At 65.3% G+C, this 20,145-nt stretch carries 22 protein-coding genes and 1 tRNA gene; 7 read left to right on the top strand and 16 right to left on the bottom strand.

Annotated features, from left to right (window positions below; genetic code table 11):
- Positions 1-37: 37 nt before the first annotated feature.
- From ACK4TE_RS13175 to ACK4TE_RS13185, 3 genes are all read right to left on the bottom strand, one after another.
- Positions 38-114 (bottom strand) — tRNA-Arg (locus tag ACK4TE_RS13175).
- 68 nt (positions 115-182) lie between these two features.
- Positions 183-1,196: a S1 family peptidase gene (locus ACK4TE_RS13180; protein WP_409911991.1), complete on the bottom strand. Its 1,014-nt coding sequence runs from the start codon at positions 1,194-1,196 to the stop codon at positions 183-185.
- Positions 1,193-2,188: a P1 family peptidase gene (locus ACK4TE_RS13185; RefSeq protein WP_409911992.1), complete on the bottom strand. Its 996-nt coding sequence runs from the start codon at positions 2,186-2,188 to the stop codon at positions 1,193-1,195. The genes ACK4TE_RS13180 and ACK4TE_RS13185 overlap by 4 nt, the downstream gene beginning before the upstream one ends.
- Before the next feature lie 78 nt (positions 2,189-2,266).
- On the opposite strand from ACK4TE_RS13185, the gene ggt reads away from it, so the two are divergent.
- From ggt to ACK4TE_RS13205, 4 genes are all read left to right on the top strand, one after another.
- Entirely contained in the window at positions 2,267-4,051 is a 1,785-nt protein-coding gene (ggt, locus tag ACK4TE_RS13190) for a gamma-glutamyltransferase (protein ID WP_409911993.1), read from the top strand.
- Between the two features lie 12 nt (positions 4,052-4,063).
- Positions 4,064-4,651: a thymidine kinase gene (locus tag ACK4TE_RS13195; RefSeq protein ID WP_409911994.1), complete on the top strand. Its 588-nt coding sequence runs from the start codon at positions 4,064-4,066 to the stop codon at positions 4,649-4,651.
- Between the two features lie 100 nt (positions 4,652-4,751).
- Positions 4,752-5,312, top strand: a complete 561-nt coding sequence (locus tag ACK4TE_RS13200; protein ID WP_409911995.1) for a rhodanese-like domain-containing protein — start codon at positions 4,752-4,754, stop codon at positions 5,310-5,312.
- A 74-nt stretch (positions 5,313-5,386) separates the two neighbouring features.
- The gene (locus ACK4TE_RS13205) at positions 5,387-6,208 is read left to right on the top strand and encodes a ferredoxin--NADP reductase (RefSeq protein ID WP_409911996.1); all 822 of its coding nucleotides are present in this window, start codon (positions 5,387-5,389) and stop codon (positions 6,206-6,208) included.
- On the opposite strand, the gene ACK4TE_RS13210 is transcribed toward ACK4TE_RS13205, so the two are convergent.
- The 5 genes from ACK4TE_RS13210 to ACK4TE_RS13230 form a co-directional block, all read right to left on the bottom strand.
- Entirely contained in the window at positions 6,209-7,057 is an 849-nt protein-coding gene (locus ACK4TE_RS13210; protein WP_409911997.1) for an ion transporter, read from the bottom strand. It abuts the gene before it with no gap.
- Positions 7,058-7,162: 105 nt separating this feature from the next.
- A complete protein-coding gene (locus ACK4TE_RS13215) occupies positions 7,163-8,149 on the bottom strand; it encodes an alpha/beta fold hydrolase (RefSeq protein WP_409911998.1) in 987 nt (328 codons plus the stop codon).
- Between the two features lie 144 nt (positions 8,150-8,293).
- Complete coding sequence (locus ACK4TE_RS13220; RefSeq protein WP_409911999.1) at positions 8,294-8,950, bottom strand: redoxin domain-containing protein; 657 nt, start codon at positions 8,948-8,950, stop codon at positions 8,294-8,296.
- A gap of 41 nt (positions 8,951-8,991) precedes the next feature.
- On the bottom strand, positions 8,992-11,109 hold the full coding sequence (locus ACK4TE_RS13225) for a protein-disulfide reductase DsbD family protein (protein ID WP_409912000.1): 2,118 nt from the start codon (positions 11,107-11,109) through the stop codon (positions 8,992-8,994).
- A gap of 155 nt (positions 11,110-11,264) precedes the next feature.
- Entirely contained in the window at positions 11,265-12,053 is a 789-nt protein-coding gene (locus ACK4TE_RS13230) for a SapC family protein (RefSeq protein WP_409912018.1), read from the bottom strand.
- Positions 12,054-12,164: 111 nt separating this feature from the next.
- Here ACK4TE_RS13230 and ACK4TE_RS13235 point away from each other — a divergent pair, with 111 nt between their 5' ends.
- Positions 12,165-14,030, top strand: coding sequence for a DUF885 domain-containing protein (locus ACK4TE_RS13235; protein WP_409912001.1), 1,866 nt, complete (start codon positions 12,165-12,167; stop codon positions 14,028-14,030).
- On the opposite strand, the gene ACK4TE_RS13240 is transcribed toward ACK4TE_RS13235, so the two are convergent.
- The 3 genes from ACK4TE_RS13240 to ACK4TE_RS13250 form a co-directional block, all read right to left on the bottom strand.
- Positions 14,027-14,374, bottom strand: a complete 348-nt coding sequence (locus ACK4TE_RS13240; protein WP_409912002.1) for a hypothetical protein — start codon at positions 14,372-14,374, stop codon at positions 14,027-14,029. The two genes, ACK4TE_RS13235 and ACK4TE_RS13240, sit on opposite strands and share 4 nt — an antisense overlap.
- Before the next feature lie 98 nt (positions 14,375-14,472).
- Positions 14,473-14,808: a DUF2794 domain-containing protein gene (locus tag ACK4TE_RS13245; protein ID WP_409912003.1), complete on the bottom strand. Its 336-nt coding sequence runs from the start codon at positions 14,806-14,808 to the stop codon at positions 14,473-14,475.
- A gap of 252 nt (positions 14,809-15,060) precedes the next feature.
- The gene (locus tag ACK4TE_RS13250; protein WP_409912004.1) at positions 15,061-15,672 is read right to left on the bottom strand and encodes a COQ9 family protein; all 612 of its coding nucleotides are present in this window, start codon (positions 15,670-15,672) and stop codon (positions 15,061-15,063) included.
- 134 nt (positions 15,673-15,806) lie between these two features.
- On the opposite strand from ACK4TE_RS13250, the gene rpsU reads away from it, so the two are divergent.
- Together rpsU and ACK4TE_RS13260 are read left to right on the top strand one after the other, a co-directional pair.
- Complete coding sequence (rpsU, locus tag ACK4TE_RS13255) at positions 15,807-16,016, top strand: 30S ribosomal protein S21 (RefSeq protein ID WP_011648133.1); 210 nt, start codon at positions 15,807-15,809, stop codon at positions 16,014-16,016.
- A 138-nt stretch (positions 16,017-16,154) separates the two neighbouring features.
- Positions 16,155-16,529 carry a YbaN family protein gene (locus tag ACK4TE_RS13260; protein WP_409912005.1) on the top strand — a complete coding sequence of 125 codons (375 nt, stop codon included), beginning with the start codon at positions 16,155-16,157 and terminating at the stop codon, positions 16,527-16,529.
- A gap of 6 nt (positions 16,530-16,535) precedes the next feature.
- On the opposite strand, the gene ACK4TE_RS13265 is transcribed toward ACK4TE_RS13260, so the two are convergent.
- The 5 genes from ACK4TE_RS13265 to grxC form a co-directional block, all read right to left on the bottom strand.
- Positions 16,536-17,936, bottom strand: a complete 1,401-nt coding sequence (locus tag ACK4TE_RS13265; RefSeq protein WP_409912006.1) for an ABC transporter permease — start codon at positions 17,934-17,936, stop codon at positions 16,536-16,538.
- A complete protein-coding gene (locus tag ACK4TE_RS13270) occupies positions 17,936-18,907 on the bottom strand; it encodes an ABC transporter ATP-binding protein (RefSeq protein WP_409912007.1) in 972 nt (323 codons plus the stop codon). Before ACK4TE_RS13270 ends, ACK4TE_RS13265 begins: the two co-directional genes overlap by 1 nt.
- A gap of 110 nt (positions 18,908-19,017) precedes the next feature.
- Positions 19,018-19,320: an aa3-type cytochrome c oxidase subunit IV gene (locus ACK4TE_RS13275; RefSeq protein WP_409912008.1), complete on the bottom strand. Its 303-nt coding sequence runs from the start codon at positions 19,318-19,320 to the stop codon at positions 19,018-19,020.
- 79 nt (positions 19,321-19,399) lie between these two features.
- On the bottom strand, positions 19,400-19,846 hold the full coding sequence (locus tag ACK4TE_RS13280) for a DUF1178 family protein (RefSeq protein ID WP_409912009.1): 447 nt from the start codon (positions 19,844-19,846) through the stop codon (positions 19,400-19,402).
- Positions 19,847-19,859: 13 nt separating this feature from the next.
- A complete protein-coding gene (gene grxC / locus ACK4TE_RS13285) occupies positions 19,860-20,120 on the bottom strand; it encodes a glutaredoxin 3 (protein WP_409912010.1) in 261 nt (86 codons plus the stop codon).
- Between the last annotated feature and the right edge of the window lie 25 nt (positions 20,121-20,145).

Consider the following 20,145-nt stretch of genomic DNA (forward strand, 5'->3'; position numbering starts at 1 on the left):
GTACGCATGGCAATGCCAGGCCTGAAAACCGCGCAAATGGCGCACCCGAAGAGATTCGAACTCCTGACCCCCAGATTCGTAGTCTGGTGCTCTATCCAGCTGAGCTACGGGTGCTGCTCATTGAGAAGCGGGACACATACAGGCGTGCCCCCGGCCTTGCAAGCCACAAAAAACCTTCTCTCTCAGTCCGGTCCGGCGGCGTTTTCAGGCGCGCCATCCCCTGATTCTTCCGGGGGATTCCAGCTTTCTCCAGCTTCGTCCAACTCCGCTCCTGGGGGCAGAAGACCGGTGACAGCCCCGATCCATCCGGCATAGGCGCCGACCCGGACATAGACCCCGGGATTGCCCGGGCGGGCGCAGCCGAGGCCCCAGCTGACGATGCCGACCTGGACCGGGCCGGTTGCGGTGCGCAGGACGAGGGGCCCGCCGCTGTCGCCCTGGCAGGCATCGGCCCCGCCGGTGCCGGCGCAGAGCTGGGTGGCGGGATCGACGGTGACGCCGGCATAGGCTTCGGCGAGCCCTTCGCGAACAAGACCCTCGGCGACCATGCTGGCGCAGGCGTCCGGGGCGACGGCGGGGACATAGCCTTCCTGCAGGATGAGGGAGCCGGCTTCGACCTGGCGGCCGGTGCGGGAGACACCGCCCTCCCCCTGCGCGCCTTCGCCCTTGCGGCCATAGCCGGCGGCGAGGACATCGGCATAGGGGTCGTAGAGACCGGGGGCGGAGGCGACGAGGCCGTCGAGGGGCATGACCGGCAGATCCGGTGTTCCGGCAAGGCGCAGGAGGGCGAGGTCGTTGCCCCGCTCCGGCGCACCGGGAATATAGTCCGGGTGAACGACCACTTCGGCGACCGGGAAAGCGCGGCCGGAAGGGATGTCACGCAGGTCACCAAGGCCGATGACGGCGGCGACGGTGCCGAGACGTTCAAGGCGGCCCTCTTCGGCGCGGGCGAACGACGCAGCCCGCCCGTTCGATTCCACCTGCATGCCTTCCGCGCAGTGCGCCGCCGTCAGCACCCAGCCGGGCGCGATCAGCGTGCCGCCGCATTCATGGAACACGGTCTTGCCGGAGATGGTCTGGATCGACACAATGCCCGGCCAGTCGGCCGGGTCCGCATCGTGGCCCGCAACCATGCAACTCGCGAGCACGAGCCCGGCGGCAGCGATCAATAGCCCGGTCTTCAGTCTGCGGATCATTGGCCGGATTCCCGTTTTTCGGATTCGTAGACAGCGCGCGCGATGCTGCGCGACAGGGTCGAGGCGGCAAGCTCGCCGATGCGCGCGATGCCCATCGGGCGCGGCTCCGGCAGGTCGCGCTTCGCGGTCGAGACCACGAACACGACATCGCCGTCAGACGGCGCAAACACGGGACGGATCGCGCGGGCCATGCCGGCGAGCGCCATCTGCGCCACGCGCTCGGCCTCGTCGCGGGTGAGCGCGGCGTCGGTGGCGATACAGGCGATGGTGGTGTTTTCGCGCAGGCCAGGGTTCGCCTTGGCCGCGCCCCAGTCTTCCGCATCGAAATGCAATTCGGGCTCAGGGCGCACGCCGCCGAACTCAGCCCCGATCTCGAAGGGCCAAGCCCAGAAGGCGGCGCTGCCGGGCATGCGCACTGACCCGTGGGAGTTGACCGCAGCAATTGCGCCAACCGTGAAGCCATCGGCCGTCATGATACTGGCTGAGCCCGTGCCGCCCGGCGCGAGACCGGCGCGCGCGCCATAGCCTGCCCCTGCCCGGCCGAGGCGGAACTGCACGCCCGCCGCATCAAATGCTGCCCGCCCGAGGGCAGCATAGGGGGCGGTATCGCCCCAATCCTTGTTGCCGCCATTGGCGAGGTCGTAGAGGATTGCCGCCGGCACGATGGGCGGCAGCGGCACGCCCGGCTGGGGCCGCATCGGGAAGCCGCGGCCCGCCGCTTTCAGCCCCGCCATCACCCCGTCTGCCGAGGCGAGCCCGAACGCACTGCCACCAGAGAGGACAATCGCATTCACCCCGCCGACGAGGCGCCCGCCGCTCAGGAGGTCTGTCTCCCGCGTGCCTGGCCCGCCGCCGGCCACATGCACGGCAGCAACGCTGAATTCCTCCGGCACGATGACCGTTACGCCGGTGCGTACACCTGCATCCTCGGCCTGCCCGACATGAATGCCTGCAACATCTGTAATGAGGTTGCGCGACCCCGGCTTTGCCATGTTAAGAGCCTTGTCATCTGATTTGCCTGCCCCGGTCTTAAGGGCCTGCGGGCCCGCCGCCAAGCAAGGGGTTTTGCCATGCGCCAGTTTACCGGCCTCGTTCTTGTCTCCCTCCTCGCCGCATGCGCCCCGCCGGCCGCGACTGTTTCGAACGGCGCGGATGGCTCCAAGCCCTCTTCCGGCGAAGTCGAGGCGCTGGGCGACCTGTCGTGGACCAAGGGCGGCATGGTGGCTGCGGCAAACCCCTATGCCGTGGAAGCCGGCCTCGAAATCCTGCGCAATGGGGGCAATGCCATCGACGCCGCCATTGCCGTGCATGCGGTGCTTGGCCTTGTGGAACCGGAAAGCTCCGGCATCGGCGGCGGCGCCTTTCTTGTTTATTACGACCGGGCGAAGGACACGATCACCGTGTTTGACGGCCGCGAGACCGCGCCGGCGGCGGCGACACCCGAGCTGTTCATCAAGGACGGCAAGGTGATGGACTTCGTCAGCGCCTGGCAATCCGGTCGTTCGGTCGGCGTGCCGGGCCAGATCGCGCTCTACAAGGCCGCGCACGATGCCGCCGGCCAGGCGAGCTGGGAGGCGCTGTTCCAGCCCGCCATCCGGCTGGCCGAGGACGGCTTCCTCGTGTCGCCGAAGCTGGCTGAAGCGCTCGCCTCGCCGCGTCTGCGCGCTGCTATCCGGCTCGACGACAATCCGGACACGGCCGCCTATTTCTATCCGGATGGCGAGCCCCTGCCCGCCGGTTTCCGCCGCACCAATCCGGCCTATGCGGCAACGCTGGCAGCGGTCGCCACCGAAGGCCCCGCCGCCTTCTATACCGGCAGCATCGCCGCCGAGATTGTCGAAGCCACCAATGCCGGCCCCGATGGCGGCGCGATGACGCTGGAGGACCTTGCGAACTACAAGGTGGTGCAGCGCGAGCCTGTCTGCGGCGCCCTGCAGAGCAGCTACAAGATCTGCTCTGCCCCGCCGCCCAGCTCCGGCGGCATCGCGCAGAACCTGATCCTCGGCCTCTATGATCATTTCAAACCGCCGGTAACGATGAATGCCGATGAGAGCCTGTACCTCAAGGCCTTTGTCGATGCGCAGCGCCTTGCCTATGCCGACCGCGACCATTATGTCGCCGATGCAGACCATGTGTTTGTTCCGACGGCGGAGCTTATCGACCCCGCCTATATCAAGGCGCGCGCGAAGGAGCGCTTTGCGCCGGACGGCAAATCCTTCCCCGGTGATCCGGGCGTGGTGCTGGGCAAGGACCCGATGCGCCCGATGTGGGGCGAAGACCCGACAACACCCGGCGCGGGCACGACGCACCTGTCGATCATCGACCTTGAGGGCAATGCCGTATCGATGACCGCGACGGTGGAAGCCGCGTTCGGCTCTTCGCGCTGGGCCGGCGGATTCCTGCTGAACAACCAGCTGACAGATTTTGCCCGCGCGCCGGAAACGAACGGCAAGCCGGTTGCCAATGCTCCGGGTGCGAACAAACGCCCGCGCTCGTCCATGTCGCCGACGCTGGTGTTCGACGAGGGCGGCGACCTGTTCATGGTCACCGGATCGCCGGGTGGCAATTCGATTGTTGCCTATGTCGCCAAGACGCTGGTCGGCGTGCTCGACTGGGGCAAGTCGGCGCAGGAAGCCGCCGCGCTGCCGAACATCATTGCGCGGGGCAATACGGTTGCCGTCGAAATCGACGTTGATGGCGGCCCGGAAGCGGCGCAGGCGCTGCGCGACATGGGCTATACGGTCGAGGAACGCACCGGCGAGAATTCCGGGCTGCACCTGATCGTGGTGCGCAGCACCGGCCTCGAAGGCGGCGCCGACCCGCGCCGTGAAGGCGTGGCCCTGCCGATCCGCTAGAGGCCGCCCACGATGGCCAAGCTCTACTTCTCCTATGCGGCGATGAATGCCGGCAAGTCGACGATCCTTTTGCAGGCGGCGTACAATTACCGTGAGCGCGGCATGGATGTGCTGCTGCTGACCTCCGCGCTCTACCGCGACGCGGATGATGGCCATATCAGCTCACGCATCGGCATTTCGGCGGAAGCGACACTCTACACGGCGGAGACCGATTTGTTTGCGCTGGTGCGCATGCAGAAAGAGGCGGGGCGGCTCGACGCGGTATTCGTGGACGAGGCGCAGTTCCTGACCAAGGACCAAGTGTGGCAGCTGGCGCGGGTGGCGGACCTTCTCGGCATACCGGTGCTGGCCTATGGTCTGCGTACGGATTTTCGCGGCGAGCTGTTCGAAGGCGCCGCAGCCCTGCTTGCGATTGCCGACAGCCTGCGCGAAGTGCGCACCATCTGCGAGTGCGGACGCAAGGCGACGATGGTGGTGCGCCTCGGCCCGGACGGCCAGGCGCTGACCGAAGGCGAGCAGATTTCCATCGGCAAGGCGACTTATCTCTCCGTCTGCCGCCGTCACTGGGAAGAGCGTATGGGCCGGCGCCCGGCGGTCTGACCCGCGGCACGGAATTCGCAGCAATACCTTCAAGCGTGCACAATCTGGCCACCCTGCGGGGTGAGCATGTCTCCAGATGGCCGCGTCAAGGAGGCATGCCATGAACCCTGAACCTGTCCGCACCCGCCTGCCGGTCGTTGCCGGTCTTTCCGTCCTGGGGCTTGCCATGATCGCATTCGGCGCGCTGGCCGTTCCCCCGGCACAGGCGCGCACGGAGCCCGCGCTGATCGACTATTCCGGCTTTGTGGAGCTGAGCCGCGATGTCGCCGCCTACCGCGAGACGCGCCTCATCGACCTCGCCACCTTCAACGCCATGAAGGCCGATCCCGATACGATCATCATCGATGCCCGCAGTGCCCGCAACTATACGCTTGGCCATATTGACGGGGCCGTGAACCTGAATTTCTCGGACTTTTCGGCCGGCATGCTGTCGGAAGTGATCGGCTCGAAGAACCGCCGTATCCTGATCTACTGCAACAACAATTTCACCGACAATGTCGCCCCGGTGATGCTGAAATCGGCGCCGCTGGCGCTGAACGTGCCGACCTTCATCAACCTCTATGGCTATGGCTACGAGAACATCTACGAATTATCCGGCGCTTACAGTATTTCCGATCCGGCCATCGACTGGGTAAGCCGCCCGACCTATCAGGAAAACTAAACACATCATCTGACGCATTGCTTTTGGCCCGCGCCAGCGGCAAGTGAGGCGCTGACCCGCAAGGAGGGCTGAGGATGAGCGCCGATGCGTCGGCTGGCCAGACGGCTGCCACAAAAGTGAACCCGAATGGGCCGACCGAGGAGACTGTCCTCGCTGTCGAGCATTATACCGACCGTCTGTTCCGCTTCCGCCTCACCCGTCCGCAGAGTTTCCGCTTTCGCTCCGGCGAGTTCGTGATGATCGGCCTGCCGAAGGAAGACGGCAAGCCGCTGCTGCGCGCTTACTCGGTCGCCTCCCCGGCTTGGGACGAGGAGCTGGAATTCTATTCGATCAAGGTGCCGGACGGCCCGCTGACCTCGCGGCTGCAGGCGATCCGGCCGGGCGACAAGGTGCTGCTGGGGCGCAAGCCCACCGGCACGCTGGTGCTCGACGCGCTCACCCCCGGCAAACGGCTCTACATGTTCTCCACCGGCACCGGCTTTGCGCCGTTCGCCAGCCTCGTGCGCGATCCGGAGACCTATGAACGCTACGAGCAGGTGATCGTCACGCATACCTGCCGGGACGTTGCCGAACTCACCTATTCCAAGAACCTTGTCGCCAGCCTCAAGGACGATCCCCTCGTCGGCGAGATGGTGGAGGGCAAGCTGACGCTCTACACCACCACGACGCGCGAGCCGTATGAGCGCATGGGCCGGATCACGACGCTGATCGAGGACGGCAAGCTGTTCTCCGATCTCGGTGTGCCGAGACTTGATCCGTCCACGGACCGTGCGATGATCTGCGGCTCAATGGAGATGATCCAGGACGTGAAGGCGCTGATGCTGAAGCATGGGCTGACCGAAGGCTCGAACGCCGCACCGGCAGAATTCGTGATCGAGAAGGCCTTCGCCGGCTGATCAGCCGCCGCTCTTTTCCTTCAGTTCCCGGATTTCCGCGCGCATCTCCGCGATCAGCGCCATGAGTTCCCTGTGGCGCTTTTCCTCGTGCTTTTCGAGTTCGGCATCCATTTGCTGCTCTTTCTCCAGTACCGTCTCGAGCGCACTGTCCTGCAGCGAGTCGACGATAACGGCGGTGAACAGGTTCAGGATTGCCCAGACCGTGAACAGGATGAACGGGATGAAGAAGGCCCAGGCGAAGGGATATTCATCCAGCAGGTCGCGCATGTGGCCATTCCAGCCTTCCATCGTCAGTACTTCAAACATGGTCAGCGCCGAGGCGGTCAGTGTCGCGAAATTCTCCGTGTTCTGGGAGCCGCTGAACAGGTAGGTCGCCATCACGATGGAGACGTAGAAGACAAGGCCGAGGATTGCGAGGATCGCGCCCATACCTGGCAGGGCCGTCAGCAGCGCTTCGGTAATCCGCTTCATCGTCGGGATGAGGTGCAACAAGCGCAACAGGCGCAGCACCCGCAGGGCGCGCAGCACCGTGAAGGGCGAGCCGCCGGGGATCAGTGAGACGGTAATGACGATGAAGTCGAACCAGTTCCAGCCGAGCTTGAAGAATTGCAGCCGGTAGACGTAGAGCTTGATCAGGATTTCAGCGACGAAAATCGCCGTCACCGCCGAATCGAAAAAGTTCAGGGCCGCGACCAGCCAGTCCGGCAGTTGCTCCGCATAGGTCAGCACGCCCAGCACCAGCGCATTGGCGATGATCAGGACCATAATCGCATCGCGCACGACGGGGCGCTCGATGAACCGCTCTGCTGCGGAATTATAAGTCGTTTCGTCGAGTGTTGCCCTGGGCATTGTCCCGCTCCTTCGCGATTCCCCGGGCTGCAAGCTATCGGCAGTTCAGGCAGGATCAAGTCAAAGCACGCATCCGGCGGAAAACCAGGCCCGGCTGCTGCAGGACTATCCGGCGATGCTGCGGTGCGGGTCGGAATGGTCCCATTCTGCAAGCAACATACGCAGGGCCGAGATGAAAGCGATCGGCTGGTCCAGCATCACATGATGGCGCGCATGCGGGATCGACACGAACGGCACCTGATGGCCCATCAGGGCGCGCATGTATTCGCGCACATCATCCGGCATCAGCGCGCTCTCCTCGCCCCGGATGATCGCCACCCGGCAGCGCGCCGCCTTCAGCAGTTCGCCGCCATCCCTGCCCGGCTCGAACCGGGTCCAGATTGTCGGATCGAACTTCCAGGTCCAGCCGCCTTCGGCGCGCTTCAGGCTCCAGCGCGCGATATAGTCCATCGCATAATGGTTCTCGCACAGCTGTGGCGGGGCGAGCCGGAAACGCGCGAGCGCGGTGGCAAGGTCCGGATAGGTGCGGTGCGGACGCCCGGCCCGCGACGGGCCCTGGTGCGGCCGCTCCGGCGGATTGACCGGGCTGTCGACAATCACCATGCCTTCGAACCGGTCGCCATGCTCTGCCCCTGTCACCAGCGTGACGAAGCCGCCGAACGAGTGCGCAACGATCACCGGCTTGCGCGCCGCCTCGAACAGGCCGGCATGTTCGGCCACCGCCACCTGTTCAGCCGAAAAGGTCGCCATGTCATAGGTGCTGCGCCAGTCACTGTCGCCCATGCCGGAGAAGGTCAGCGCCGCGACATTGTAGTCCGCGGCAAAATATGGCGCGATGAAATCCCACCAATGGGCATGCGCGCCATTGCCATGCACGAACAGCAGGCCCGGCGCGCCGCGCCGGCCCCAGCGCTGGTAAGAAATACCGGCCCCGGCCACATCGACGCGGTGCACTTCATAGGGCGTGGCGACAGCCTCCGGAAACCAGTCCGGCGCCGGCGGCAGGGCGCCGCGATAGTCCGCGAGGGGCCCGCCTTCGGATGGCATCTCCTCGGGCTGATCCCGGACAATCGGATCGTCCTTGCGGCTCATCGGCAGGCTCCCTGGCTCCTCAAGCCAGTCTGCGCCCGCCGGGCCCGGTCAATCAACCCCGTCCCCTGCGTCACGGCCGGGCGTCGCAACGCAAAGGGCCGGACACGTTGGTGCCCGGCCCTCAGGAGTCTATCCGGCTACGGATTACTTGTACTTGACCGCGCAGCCATAGGGCTTGGTCACCGGCGTCGCCACCGGCTTGCCGGCGCCGAGATCGGCGAGCGCGGCGGTGACATAGTTCGTGGCCTTGCCGATATCATCGACCTTGGCCGAAGCGATGGAGTCAATCGCGCCGTCATAGACGAGCTTGCCTTCGGGCGTGATGATATACATGTGCGGCGTCGTCTTGGCGCCATAGAGCTTGCCGATCGTGCCCGGCTCGTCGAGCACGACATGAGCGGGCGCTGCGCCGCGCGATGCGGTCAGCTCATCGGCGCGGGCGCCGTCAGCATAGCCCTGCTCGCCTTTGGCCGACGAGATGACCGAGATCCAGACAATGTCATCCGAGGCGGCAGATTTCTGCAGCGTCTGCATGTTCGACGGCGGATCGGCATAATGCTTCTTCACGAAGGGGCAGCCATCATTCGTCCATTCGAGGACAACCGTCTTGCCGGCGAAATCCGACAGCGAGATTGTCTCGCCCTTGGAGGTGGTGCCGGTGAAGACGGGCGCGGCTGTGCCGGTCGCGGGAGCGGCCGCTTCAGCGGTCTGGGCCGTCGACGCGATCAGCGCCCCGGCTGTCAGGGCCACTGCCGCGGTCATGCCGGCAGCGAGGGAAAGGTGGCGGCGGGTGATCATCATCGTCGTCTCCTGCAAAATGCAATTCGGGATGGGATATAGTCTCACCGTCCTTCGGCAAGTCCAATGACAAGTTCTTGAGTGAGCAGTTCGGGGAGGATCTGCGGCTCGCTGGCCCCGGCCGGGTACCAGAGATACATCGGCACGCCCGCGCGGCCCCGGCGGCGCAGCTCATCAGCGATTTCCGGGTCCTTGTGGGTGAAATCCGCCACCAGGAAGGCCACATCGGCGTCCGCGAATGCGGTCTTCACCCGTTTTGTGTTCAGGGTCGTCAGCTTGTTGACCTGGCAGCTGGCGCACCAGCTGGCGGTGAAATCAACGAAGACCGGGCGGCCATCGGCGAGATATTCTGCAACCGCTTCCGGGCTCCACGCGGCCTCGGCATAGGCCGGCACTTTCGTGTCACCATTTGCAAACTCTGATGCGGCCGGCACATTCGCCTGCACGGCGGGCAGGCCGAACCCGATTGCAAGCGCCACGAGGGCCACGCCGCGCCGCACCGCGCCGCCGCTGCGCGCGATCCAGACTGCGAAGGCCAGCGCCGTGGCGCCGACGAGCGCCCATCCGACCGCCCCTGCCCCGGCAAGGTCTGCGAGCACGGACAGGAGCCATGCCGCGGTCAGGAACATCGGGAAGGCAAAGGCCTGTTTCAGCGTGTCCATCCACTTGCCCGGTTTCGGCAGAAGCTTGTGCAGGCCCGGCACAAAGCTCAGTACAAGGAAGGGCAGCGCCATGCCGAAACCCATGGCGAGGAAGACGGCGATCACCGCGCTCGCGGGCTGGCTCATCACTGCGCCGAGCGCGGCGCCGAGGAAAGGCCCGACACAAGGCGCGCCGACCACAGCAGCGAGCACGCCGGTAAAGAAGGCGCCCATCGATCCGCCGCGGCTGGCGAGGCCCGAGCCGGTATTCTGGATCGATGTGCCAAGCTCGAAGAAGCCCATCAGCCAGAGGCCGACACCGAACATGATCAGTGCAAGGACAGCTACGGTCGGCGCATGCTGCAGCTGGAAGCCGAGCGTGGCAAAGCCGGTTGCCTGGCGCACCGCGAGGATGACGAAAGCCAGGGCGAGAAAAGAAACGAGAACGCCGAGCGTGTACCAGATGCCGTGCGATTTCACTTCGCCGGCATGGCCAGTCGCAGCGGCCTGTACCATGCCGATGGCCTTCATCGACAAAACCGGCAGCACGCAGGGCATCAGGTTCAGGATCAGGCCGCCGATGAAGGCAAGACCAATCAGCCCGAGCAGGCCGGTGAGCGTGGAGCCTGCGGGCGCCGGACTGCCGGCAGCCACAAACGCCTGATCGGTTGTTCCGGCCAGCGCCTCGCCTGCCTCCGCGCGGATCTCGTAGCCCACCGGGGCTGCGCCCGGCGCCTCAATGCGGATGACGCCTTCCAGCGTCTCGCCGGCCGTGCCGAACTTGTCCGGCGTCAGCGACAGGCTGATCCCTTCCGGACCGAAGCGCTGCAGCTGCGGAGCCGGGTGCTTGATCTCGTGACCAAAGGGAAAGAAGCGCACCGATGCGCCTTCCGGAAAGCCGCCTTCTGCCGCGAGGCTGAGCAGCCATTGCGCGCCCGACATGTCGATGCGCGCCTCGCCCGCAAACGGCGTGGGCACTTTCGCGATCCATTCCGCAATCAGGCTGCCCGAGGCCACATCCTCCTGCGGCGCGCCCACCGGCAGCACCAGCGAGACATCGCCGGTCTCCGGAATGCACACCGACTCGCAGATCAGGTAGTCCGCAACGCCCTCGATGCGGATGTCGCCGCTGGCATCGGCCGGAACTGTCAGCGGGATCGGGAACACGACGACATCGTCATACCCGTAATCCATGATCTCGCCTTCAACGACCGGGATCTCGTGCGGCAGCGGCCAGCGGAACTCGCCCAGCGCGCCTTCCGGCAGCGGCGTGGTGTCCGGCAGGATCAGCTGCGGCGGAAGTCCGGCATCCCCGGCATTGCGCCAGTAGATGTGCCAGCCCGGATCGAGCGTGAATTTCAGGCCGACAAACACGGTCTCGCCGGGCGCGGCGCTGGCCCGTTCGGAGATCAGCTCGACCTCCGCGCGGCGCTCACCGGGCGTCAGCTGCGCAATAGCCGGCCCCGCGAGCGCGAACGTGGCCATCAGCGCGGCCATCAGAGCGCGGAACATCTGGTTCATCGAAAAACACCCCGGGATCGACACGTCTGGCACCCGATATGCGCTACAGAAGGGCGCCGGGAAACCCCACTCGCCTCTTCGTGATGCCGCAGGCCGCACATGAAAACGGCCCTCCGCGGGGAAGGGCCGTCTGTCATTTACCTTGCGGAGGCGCCTCAGGAGGCGACCTGGCCCGGAGGCGGCGTGCGCACGGCGCGCTGGATCACTTTCGACCAGTTCAGCAGCGACACGAGGTGGGCATAGCACGCACCGAGCGCGCCATTGTTGCGCAGCTCGAGATATTTCTCGGCCGGCAGGGCGTTCAGCTTCTCTTCGGAGATCGCCCAGTAATCGGCGACTTTCTGCTGCGGTCCGTTCTCGCGGCCCTGCGCATCGCGCGGCTGGAAGGCAACGGTTTTCTCTTCGAACAGGTCCATGTCGCGGATCATCTTGACGAAGTCCTGTGTGGCGCGGCGCTGGCGCTCGAATTCCTTGCAGAACTCGATCGCGTCATTGGTGAACTGGCTCGGCTGGCCGTTCACGAAGAACGGCACGTCCGGCTGGTTCGACACCATCGGGGCCGCGCGGTCGATGCAGAGCAGAAGGCGGTCGGAGCCTTCATCCGCCGCAAACACGAACGGATAGCGGCGCACAAAGGCCGGAATGTAATAGTCTTCGAACACGAAACCGTTCTGGTCCACGAACAGGTTCTGGCCCTGACGAACGCCCATAACGACAACCGGGGTGCGCTCATCACCGACGAAAATAATCGGGTAGGAGGCAGCCGCGACGCCGAATTCCGTGACCGTCACCGGCACCGCATGTGCCTGGCGCAGGAAATCGAACGGCTGGGCGAGCTGCTTCACGCCAAGTCCGCCATGTTGTTCGGCAGACAGCGGCTGCGGCTGGTTGTAGAAGAGAACTTGGCCGGTGATGGGCGGCTGGCCGCCGCTTGCGGAAGGCATGGTCACAGTGTCTGACTCCTGAAATTTGGCCGGAGCGATACCGGATTTATACTCTGGCCACAACTCCCGAACCGGGCTCAATTACAGTGCACCCACCGTGAAAAAAGCGTCATGCGTCCACCCTTCCCGCCTGCATTGCCAGCCCTGATCGGAGCCTGCCTCCTCGCCCTCGTGCTCCCGGCCTGCACCCCGAGGGCCGATCCCGAAGGCACGCCCCGCCGGATCGCGCGCGAAGTTGAAGCCTCCCTCACCACGGTTGCGCAGAACGAACTTGTCCGCGGGCCGGAACTCGGCACCCGGATCGGCGTCAGCCAGGACGCCGCCGGATTTCCGCTCGGACGGCTGCTGACAGACCGCTCGCAGGCCGCCTTCGAACGCGCGCGCCTCGAGCGTCTCGAAACGCTGGACGTGCTGATCCGCACCGCCCGCCCCGCCCCCGGCAGCGCGCTTGCCCGCAACCTCGACACGGTGATCGCGGCGCATGAGGCTGCCGAAGCTGTCTTCGTGGCCGGGCATGGCGCGGGCAATCTCTCGGTATTCTATCCCTACGTTGCAGATCACCAGCGCGGCGCCTGGCTCGATGTGCCGGAACTCCTCGTCCGCCACCAGCCGATGGACACGCCGGCGGATGTCGACGCTTTCCTGTCGCGCTTCTCGCAGCTGCCCGGCGCGCTGGATGATGAACGCCGCCGCCTCGAAGCCGATGCCCGTGCCGGCATCATTCCCCCTGCCCCCGTTCTGGACCGGATGCTCGCGCTCACGGCTCTCAAGCTGCAGGAGACACCAGAGACCTCTCTCGTCATCCAGACCTTCGATAACCTGCTCAGCGGCATTGCCGGGCTGACGCCGGAGGCGCGCGCCCGCTATGCCCAGCAGGCCCGGGACCTGTTCACGCAGCAGATTCTGCCCGCCTATGCGCGCTTCGCCGAAGGCATCGCGCAGCTGAAAGAAGGCGCCCCCACCGAGCCCGGCATCTGGCAGATACGCAACGGTGATGCCTGGTATCTCGCGGTTCTCGCCGCCTATACCGGCACGAAGGATACACCTGCCGAGCTGCATGCCCGCGGCGCCTCGGACGTGACCCGCTTCACCGGCCAGCTGGACACAGCGCTTGCTGCGCTGGGCCTGACCGAAGGCAGCGTGCCTGAACGCCTGGCCATGCTGGCGCAGCAACCGGGACAGCTCTACGAGGACAGCGATCTTGGACGCGCGGCGCTGGTGGAACGCCTCACGCAGCTTGCCGAGAAGGCGATGCCGGTTGCCGACACGCAGGCCGGCCGCCGCCCTGCAGGCTCGCTGACCATCCGGGTCACACCGGCCGGCTTTGCCGCGCACGCCGCGCCGTCATCCTACATTCCGCGAAAGCTCGACCAGCGCAGCCCCGCCTGGTTTGAAATCAATACGGCGCGCATGCAGGACTGGCCCGACTATACGCTGCCGACACTGGTCTTCCACAATGCCGTGCCCGGCCAGCATCTCGAGAACAGCCTTGCCGGCGAGACCGCGCCCCTGCCTCTGGCGCGCCGGATCATCCGCAATACCGGTTATGCCGAAGGCTGGGCAGCCTATGCCGAGACGCTTGCCGACGAATCCGGTCTGTACACGGATGATCCGCTCGGCCGCATCGGCTACTTGCGCGCGATGCTTCTGATCTCGGCCCGGCTGGTGGCCGATACCGGCATCCACCAGCAGAAATGGACCCGCGAGCGCGCCGCCGGTTACCTGATGTCGGCAGCCGGCCTCGATGCCGTGCAGGCGGCGGAGGAAGTCGACCGGATCAGCGCCGCACCCAGCGACGCGGCCGCGTCCTGGATCGGGCGCCAGCGCATCCTCGACCTGCGCGAAAGGGCCCAGCGCGTGCTGGGCCCCCGGTTCGATCCTGTGGCTTTCCACACCGCGATCCTGTCGACGGGCCCCCGCCCGCTCGACATGGTCGAGGCAGACGTCACCCGCTGGTACACGGACGCGGCACGTTAGGCGGCAAGCCGGATCACATCGCCCGAGCGTACGCCGGAGCTGATGATCGGCTGGAACCCGGCTTCGAGGTCAGAGACCATCTGGCGGCGCACCGGCGCATCGAATTCCATCGCCACGAAGACAGCGCTGGCGCCATACCGCTCGGCCTCGGCCAGGGCCCAGATCGGCTGGATGTCGTGCGGCTTGCCCGAGAGTTCCATCACCCGGAAGACCCGCCAGCCGCAGGCTTCCGGAATGGCGAAGATCGCCACGCCCGGGGCCCGTGCCCACGGCGCGTCTGCCGCCGCCCGCTGGAAAGACCATGCCTTGCCTGATTGACCGCGAAAGCTGACTGCGCTACCCATGTTCTTGCTCCGTTCCTTGTAGGATGTTCCTACAATGTTCCAGTTTGGTTCGCAAGAAGTTTTTGGTAAACAAAGGGTTAACAAAACCCTGCCTTCCGTTAACGGACGATTGTGAACTTCCGGCTGTCGAACACGCGCAGCACCTGTTTCAGCTCGCGGCCGCGGCGCAGCACCTGCCCGCCCGACCCATACACGGCATACTGCCCCTGCCGGTTCGCCAGCGCCGGTTCCTTCTCGATCCGCCAGGTCGGGCTCTCCGCCGTGCGCCGGAAGATCGCGAAGGTCGCCACATCGCGGCCCATGCCGATGGCATAGTCACGCGCCTCGCCGGTGATGACGAGACGGCCATAGACATCAAGAATGGGCTGCAGCTCGCTCTTGTGGAAGGCGACTACCGGATCCGGGGCGGGCTTGCGCGAATGGAGTTCCGTCATTGCGTATAATTCCGCACAGCTTTGGCGCTTCGTCCAGTGCCTGCCGATGCTAACTGCGAATTAATCCGCATTTCCAGAAATCACCACATTTCGGACTTGCCGCCGCCACTGCCCCCCTCCATCTTTACCTTGTCGGGCGGAGGCGTTTAGCAGGTGCCCCGGACCCATCAGCCCCCCCAGCCCCCTGGGGCGCTTGATCAGTCTCTGTCCGACACTTTTGCTCCCGGAAAATCCGTATAGAAACAAAGTGCGTCAGCGCTTGCCGAAGCGTTCGAGCACGGGCTTGACGATTCGTCCCGCGCGCTGGCCGATACCGGAAACATTCGCGAGGCGCCGCGTGATGAAGGCGTCGAGATCGTCCGGCGAAGGATTGTCTGCCCAGTAAAGCACGATGGCGGGGATTACCGCCGCAAGCAGGCCGCGCTTCGAAAAGCGGTTATAGTCCTGTGAGGTATCGCCTGCTGCCGTCCACACCATGTCGGCCACTTTCCAGGTCCGCTGCAGCGCCGGCCCGGCCCCCCAGGGCAGGAAGCCGCGGCTAGCGGCCCGGCGCACCGCTTCGCGGTTCGGCGCAAGTGCCGACAGCCAGGCGAGAACGCCCCGTTTCACCTTGTCCGGAACTCTCAGCGCACTCAGATCCTCTGCCGCCAGCGCGGCGCGCGCCTCGGCTTCTGCCGCATCAAAGAAGGCATCGACAAGGTTCACCACCCCCTGCGGGGCGGCGAGGGCCTGTTCACCATCGGTAAGCCCGGCGCGGATGGCGGCGGACCTTGCGGCTTCCTCCGTCCATCCTTCGAAAGCCACCTCAGGCAACAGGGCTTCCAGCCAGCGCCGGCGCAGGGTTTCGGAGGGGGCCTCGGTCATGGTCGATTCCTGTGCCTCAAGGGCTTGGCGAGTCGTTACCGGCCGTGATATAGGCCGCGCTTTCCGGGCTGTCAGGCCCATACTTACCCGTTTTCCGGGCGGCAGCCCGAACCTGAACCTGATGGAGAAGTCCTATAGTACAGATCGTTGTCCGCGATAATAACGTCGAGCAAGCCCTCCGCGCGCTCAAGAAGAAGATGCAGCGCGAAGGCCTGTTCCGGGAAATGAAAGCCCGTCAGCACTTCGAAAAGCCCTCCGAGAAAAAAGCCCGCCAACGCGCCGAAGCCGTGCGCCGGGCCCGCAAACTGGCCCGCAAGCGCGCCCAGCGCGAAGGCATCGTGTAAGCGTTTCGATCCACGACACATCAGAAAAGCCCCGTGAGGACCGCCTCCGGGGCTTTTTTCTTGTAGAGATGACGTGATTGCCGGTTGAACCGGCGCATCACATCCGCAAAGGCAGGGCATAATGCTCACGGACGCAAGATGACTCCCCGGCGCGCAGCCTGGTTCGCGCTGGGGATCATTTCCCTTGGCCTCGGCGCCCTCGGAATCGTCGTTCCGCTCCTGCCGACGACACCGTTCATCCTGCTGGCGGCGTTCGCCTTCTCACGCTCATCCGACCGCTGGCACGCCTGGCTGATCCATCACCGCACCTTCGGGCCGCTGATCGCCGACTGGCGCGCGCACGGCGCCATCAACCGGCGCACAAAAGTCGCCAGCTCCCTGGCCATGACCGCCGTTCTCGGCATCTCGCTGGCGCTATCCGTGCCCTGGCCGGTCTTTGCCGTGCAGCTTCTGGTGCTGGCGGGCGTTGCCACCTTCATCTGGTCGCGCCCGCTCCCGCCTTCGCAGAGCTGAGTACGACTATTCCTTCGCCGGTTTCGGCTTCAGCCCGATGGCGGATTTCATCATCGCGCCGATCTCGCCGATGCCGGCGCCGTGTACGGCCCCGGCGCGGTAAACCTTGGTCGACAGCCAGACGATCACCGCCGTGACGGCGGCCATCATGCCCATCTGCGTGAGGATTTCCCACATGGGCGGATCATGCGGAATGCGCAGGATCAGCAGGAACGGCGTGAACACCGGCACCCAGCTGGCAATATCAATCACCGGCGAGCCGGGGTCCTGGAAGGCGATGAAGATCGCGAACATCGGCAGCATCAGCAGGATCATCATCGGCGAGAGCAGCGTCTGCGCTTCCTGGATCGTGTCGCACAGCGAGCCCAGCGCCATGAAGATCGCGCCATAGAGCACATAGCCGAGCACGAAACTGATCAGTGCCGGGATGATCAGGCCGGGATCGGTCAGCGCCGCAAGGAACGGGCTCACAGTATCCGCCATTCCCGGCACCTGCGCTGCGAAAAAGGCTGAGCCAATGCCTGCAAACGCCGTCCATGACAGCATCATCGTCGAGGTCACCGCAAACACGGCGAGCAGCTTGCCCGCCAGCAGTTCCGGCAGTTTCACCGAGGTCAGCAGCGTGTCGAAAATCTTGTTGGAGCGTTCCTCGATCGTACCCATCAGAAGGTACTGGATGATCGAGAACACCATCAGCCACAGGAAATAGGCGAGCGCACCTGACACGATCGCCGGCGCGCGGTCGGCTATCGTGACTTCTGCGCCGCTCTCACCGGCATGCGTGCTGTTCAGCCGGAAGGCCGGCACCTTCACCGCCGCATCATCGGCCTGTTTCAGGAAATCTGTCTCCAGTCCGGCCGACATGAGCGCGTTGCGCCGGCTCATGTCGCGCATGGCGACTTCGGCGGTGCGCTGCAACGTGTCGACATTGACGTCATTGCTCCAGTACTCGAGCATGCTGCCGTCTTCCGACAGGATGAAAGCCGCAAACAGTCCCTTCTCTCCTGCCGGACCGGACACCGTGCGCTCACCCGCCAGCCACGGGCGCAGATCTTCCAGCGTGCGCGCGGGCGCAGGCACTTCAAAGAATTTCCGCCCTCCCCCAGCCGACTCAGCAATCTGCGCTTCCGCTTCGCTCAGCGGGATATTCATCTGCTTCGCGAGGGCAGCGGCCTCTTCAGCCGCATCACTTGCGCGGCGCTGGAACTCGCCTTCAATCGCCCGCGAGATCGCATCGGTCGGTGCGATCACCGCATAGTAGCGCACCGGCGAGGACGTGGCGGCGAACATGCCGAAACCGATGCCGAGGATCAGGAACAGCGGCACCGCCGCAAGGCTCAGCCAGAAGCCCCAGGCCTTCACATAGCCGAGGAAATCGCGCCGGAAGATCAGGTAGATATTGCGCATCACGCGGCCTCCCCGGCTTCGGCGGCGGTGGGCACATCCAGAGCGGCCGCCTCCGCCTCGCCGACCAGGTTGACGAACACATCGCGCAGGCGCGCTTCTTCCGGCTGGAAGCCGAGGATCGGCGCACCCGCCTCGAGGGCTGCCCGCAACGCATCCTGCGCGCCGCGCCCTCTCGGCAATTCCACTCGCCATGCCTCACCTGGCCCCTTGTCTGCCGCGCGGTGCGCAGAGAAACCCTTCGGCGCCAGCGCGGCGGCAAGGTCGAAGCCCGCAGATACCGAAACCCGCGCGCCCTGCCCGAGCGTCGCATAGGCCTCCTCCAGCGTGCCATCCAGAACCTTGCGCCCGCGCGCCAGCATCACGATCCGGTCGCACAACCGTTCTGCGTGCTCCATCACATGTGTCGAGAACAGGATCGTCGCGCCGCGCTCATGTTCGGCGCGGATCAGGTTTTCCAGCGTCTGCTGGTTCATCGGATCGAGGCCGGAGAACGGCTCGTCGAGAATGAGAAAGTCCGGGCGGTGCGCCAGCGTCGAGAGGATCTGCACCTTCTGCGCCATGCCCTTCGACAGTTTGGAAATCCGGGTCAGCCGGAACTTGCCGAGCCCGGTCGATTCCAGCAGCTCGTCAGCGCGCACGCGCGCATCGTTCGCGCTCATGCCCTTGAGGCGCGCAAAATAGGTGATCGTGTCGCGCGCGGTCATCTTCTTGTAGAGGCCGCGCTCCTCGGGAAGGAAGCCGACGCGTTTCAGCGCACGGATTTCGGGCTTTGCGCCGAACAGCGACACATCGCCCTCATCCGGCTCCATCACACCCAGCGCCATGCGCAGGCTGGTCGACTTGCCGGCCCCGTTCGGACCGAGAAAGCCGATAATCTGACCCGCAGGCACAGTGAAGCTGAGGGAATTGACTGCCGTGAAAGCGCCGAAACGCTTCGTTGCACCGGACATGACGAGTGGTGCATCGCCCATCGGCGGTCTCCTCAAACTGCTCACAATCGTTACTTTAGCGATTGTCGATAAAGTTCAAGGGGTATGCCGCCTGAGGGCTTAGAGACCGGTTAAATCCGGCCGGAAAGGCGTCAGAGAACGGCGCCGAACAGCCAGATCAGGCCCTGAACGATCAGCGCGAGCACGAACAGCACGACCACGGTAGCCATCCAGCGGCCGCCGAGGTTCATCAGCAGGCCCGCAGCCACGCCGACGATCGTCATCAGGCCGAGCGAAACTGCCCAGTTCAGGCCGATGGCGATGGCAAGCGTCGCATGGCCGACCATCAGGATGATGATCAGGCTGCCCCACACGCTGCCGGTGATGAAACCGTCCCAGGTGGCTTTCTGGTCGCGGATGTCCATCTCGCCGCGGTGATAGTCGTGCGTGGCCATGTTGCCCTCCGGAATCGTGTTCCCGCCTTCTAACCAAGGCGCCCTGCCCCATCAAGCGCGTCAAAGCGCCCCTGCAGCGTCAGTTCACGGCGCCGCCGGGCCTGCGTTTCGGCTTCTTCGGGGCGAACGGCGCCGGCAGCGGCAGGGCGGGCACGCCTTCGGCCTTCAGCGCCTCTCGCTCTTCCGGCGTCGTCTCGCCCCAGATCGGGCGGTCATCGGTCTCGCCATAATACATGGCGCGCGCCTCCTCTGCGAAATCCTCGCCGACATAGTCGAAATTCTCGGCGACATGCTCGCGGGCGCGTTTGGCAAACTCCTTCGCGAACGCCTCCGCATCCGGCTCTGCCACCTTGCGCTCGGAAGTACGCACCGCCGGCGCCATGATCTGCTTGGACACACTGCGCCCGTCGCACTCGGGACACGCGACAAGCCTGCGCCTTGCCTGCGTGTCGTAGGCCTCCGAGGACGCAAACCAGGCCTCGAACGCATGCTCGCAGTCGCCGCAAATGAGCGCGTACCGGATCATCGCCCCGCGCGCCTCACGCCCCGGCGAGCAGCGGGTCGAGCTTGCCTTCCCGCTCCAGCGCCATCATGTCGTCGCAGCCGCCGATATGCGTCTCGCCGATGAAGATCTGCGGAAAGGTCCGGCCGCCCTTCGAGCGCTGGATCATCTCCTCGCGCCTGGCAGCGTCCATGCCGGCATCAATCTCGTCGAACTCGACGCCCTTGCTCTTCAGCAGCGACACCGCGCGCGTGCAGTAGGGGCAGAACATCCGCGTATAGATCGTAACCTTCGTCATCGGCCTTATCACCTGTACCTGCGCG

The organism is Hyphomonas sp. (assembly GCF_046313975.1).
Lineage (GTDB): Bacteria > Pseudomonadota > Alphaproteobacteria > Caulobacterales > Hyphomonadaceae > Hyphomonas.

Coding starts and splice junctions, on each gene's coding strand:
- ACK4TE_RS13180 (WP_409911991.1), bottom strand. CDS start 1,196: ATGATCCGCAGACTGAAGACCGGGCTATTGATCGCTGCCGCCGGGCTC.
- ACK4TE_RS13185 (WP_409911992.1), bottom strand. CDS start 2,188: ATGGCAAAGCCGGGGTCGCGCAACCTCATTACAGATGTTGCAGGCATT.
- ggt (WP_409911993.1), top strand. CDS start 2,267: ATGCGCCAGTTTACCGGCCTCGTTCTTGTCTCCCTCCTCGCCGCATGC.
- ACK4TE_RS13195 (WP_409911994.1), top strand. CDS start 4,064: ATGGCCAAGCTCTACTTCTCCTATGCGGCGATGAATGCCGGCAAGTCG.
- ACK4TE_RS13200 (WP_409911995.1), top strand. CDS start 4,752: ATGAACCCTGAACCTGTCCGCACCCGCCTGCCGGTCGTTGCCGGTCTT.
- ACK4TE_RS13205 (WP_409911996.1), top strand. CDS start 5,387: ATGAGCGCCGATGCGTCGGCTGGCCAGACGGCTGCCACAAAAGTGAAC.
- ACK4TE_RS13210 (WP_409911997.1), bottom strand. CDS start 7,057: ATGCCCAGGGCAACACTCGACGAAACGACTTATAATTCCGCAGCAGAG.
- ACK4TE_RS13215 (WP_409911998.1), bottom strand. CDS start 8,149: ATGAGCCGCAAGGACGATCCGATTGTCCGGGATCAGCCCGAGGAGATG.
- ACK4TE_RS13220 (WP_409911999.1), bottom strand. CDS start 8,950: ATGATGATCACCCGCCGCCACCTTTCCCTCGCTGCCGGCATGACCGCG.
- ACK4TE_RS13225 (WP_409912000.1), bottom strand. CDS start 11,109: ATGAACCAGATGTTCCGCGCTCTGATGGCCGCGCTGATGGCCACGTTC.
- ACK4TE_RS13230 (WP_409912018.1), bottom strand. CDS start 12,053: ATGCCTTCCGCAAGCGGCGGCCAGCCGCCCATCACCGGCCAAGTTCTC.
- ACK4TE_RS13235 (WP_409912001.1), top strand. CDS start 12,165: ATGCGTCCACCCTTCCCGCCTGCATTGCCAGCCCTGATCGGAGCCTGC.
- ACK4TE_RS13240 (WP_409912002.1), bottom strand. CDS start 14,374: ATGGGTAGCGCAGTCAGCTTTCGCGGTCAATCAGGCAAGGCATGGTCT.
- ACK4TE_RS13245 (WP_409912003.1), bottom strand. CDS start 14,808: ATGACGGAACTCCATTCGCGCAAGCCCGCCCCGGATCCGGTAGTCGCC.
- ACK4TE_RS13250 (WP_409912004.1), bottom strand. CDS start 15,672: ATGACCGAGGCCCCCTCCGAAACCCTGCGCCGGCGCTGGCTGGAAGCC.
- ACK4TE_RS13260 (WP_409912005.1), top strand. CDS start 16,155: ATGACTCCCCGGCGCGCAGCCTGGTTCGCGCTGGGGATCATTTCCCTT.
- ACK4TE_RS13265 (WP_409912006.1), bottom strand. CDS start 17,936: ATGCGCAATATCTACCTGATCTTCCGGCGCGATTTCCTCGGCTATGTG.
- ACK4TE_RS13270 (WP_409912007.1), bottom strand. CDS start 18,907: ATGGGCGATGCACCACTCGTCATGTCCGGTGCAACGAAGCGTTTCGGC.
- ACK4TE_RS13275 (WP_409912008.1), bottom strand. CDS start 19,320: ATGGCCACGCACGACTATCACCGCGGCGAGATGGACATCCGCGACCAG.
- ACK4TE_RS13280 (WP_409912009.1), bottom strand. CDS start 19,846: ATGATCCGGTACGCGCTCATTTGCGGCGACTGCGAGCATGCGTTCGAG.
- grxC (WP_409912010.1), bottom strand. CDS start 20,120: ATGACGAAGGTTACGATCTATACGCGGATGTTCTGCCCCTACTGCACG.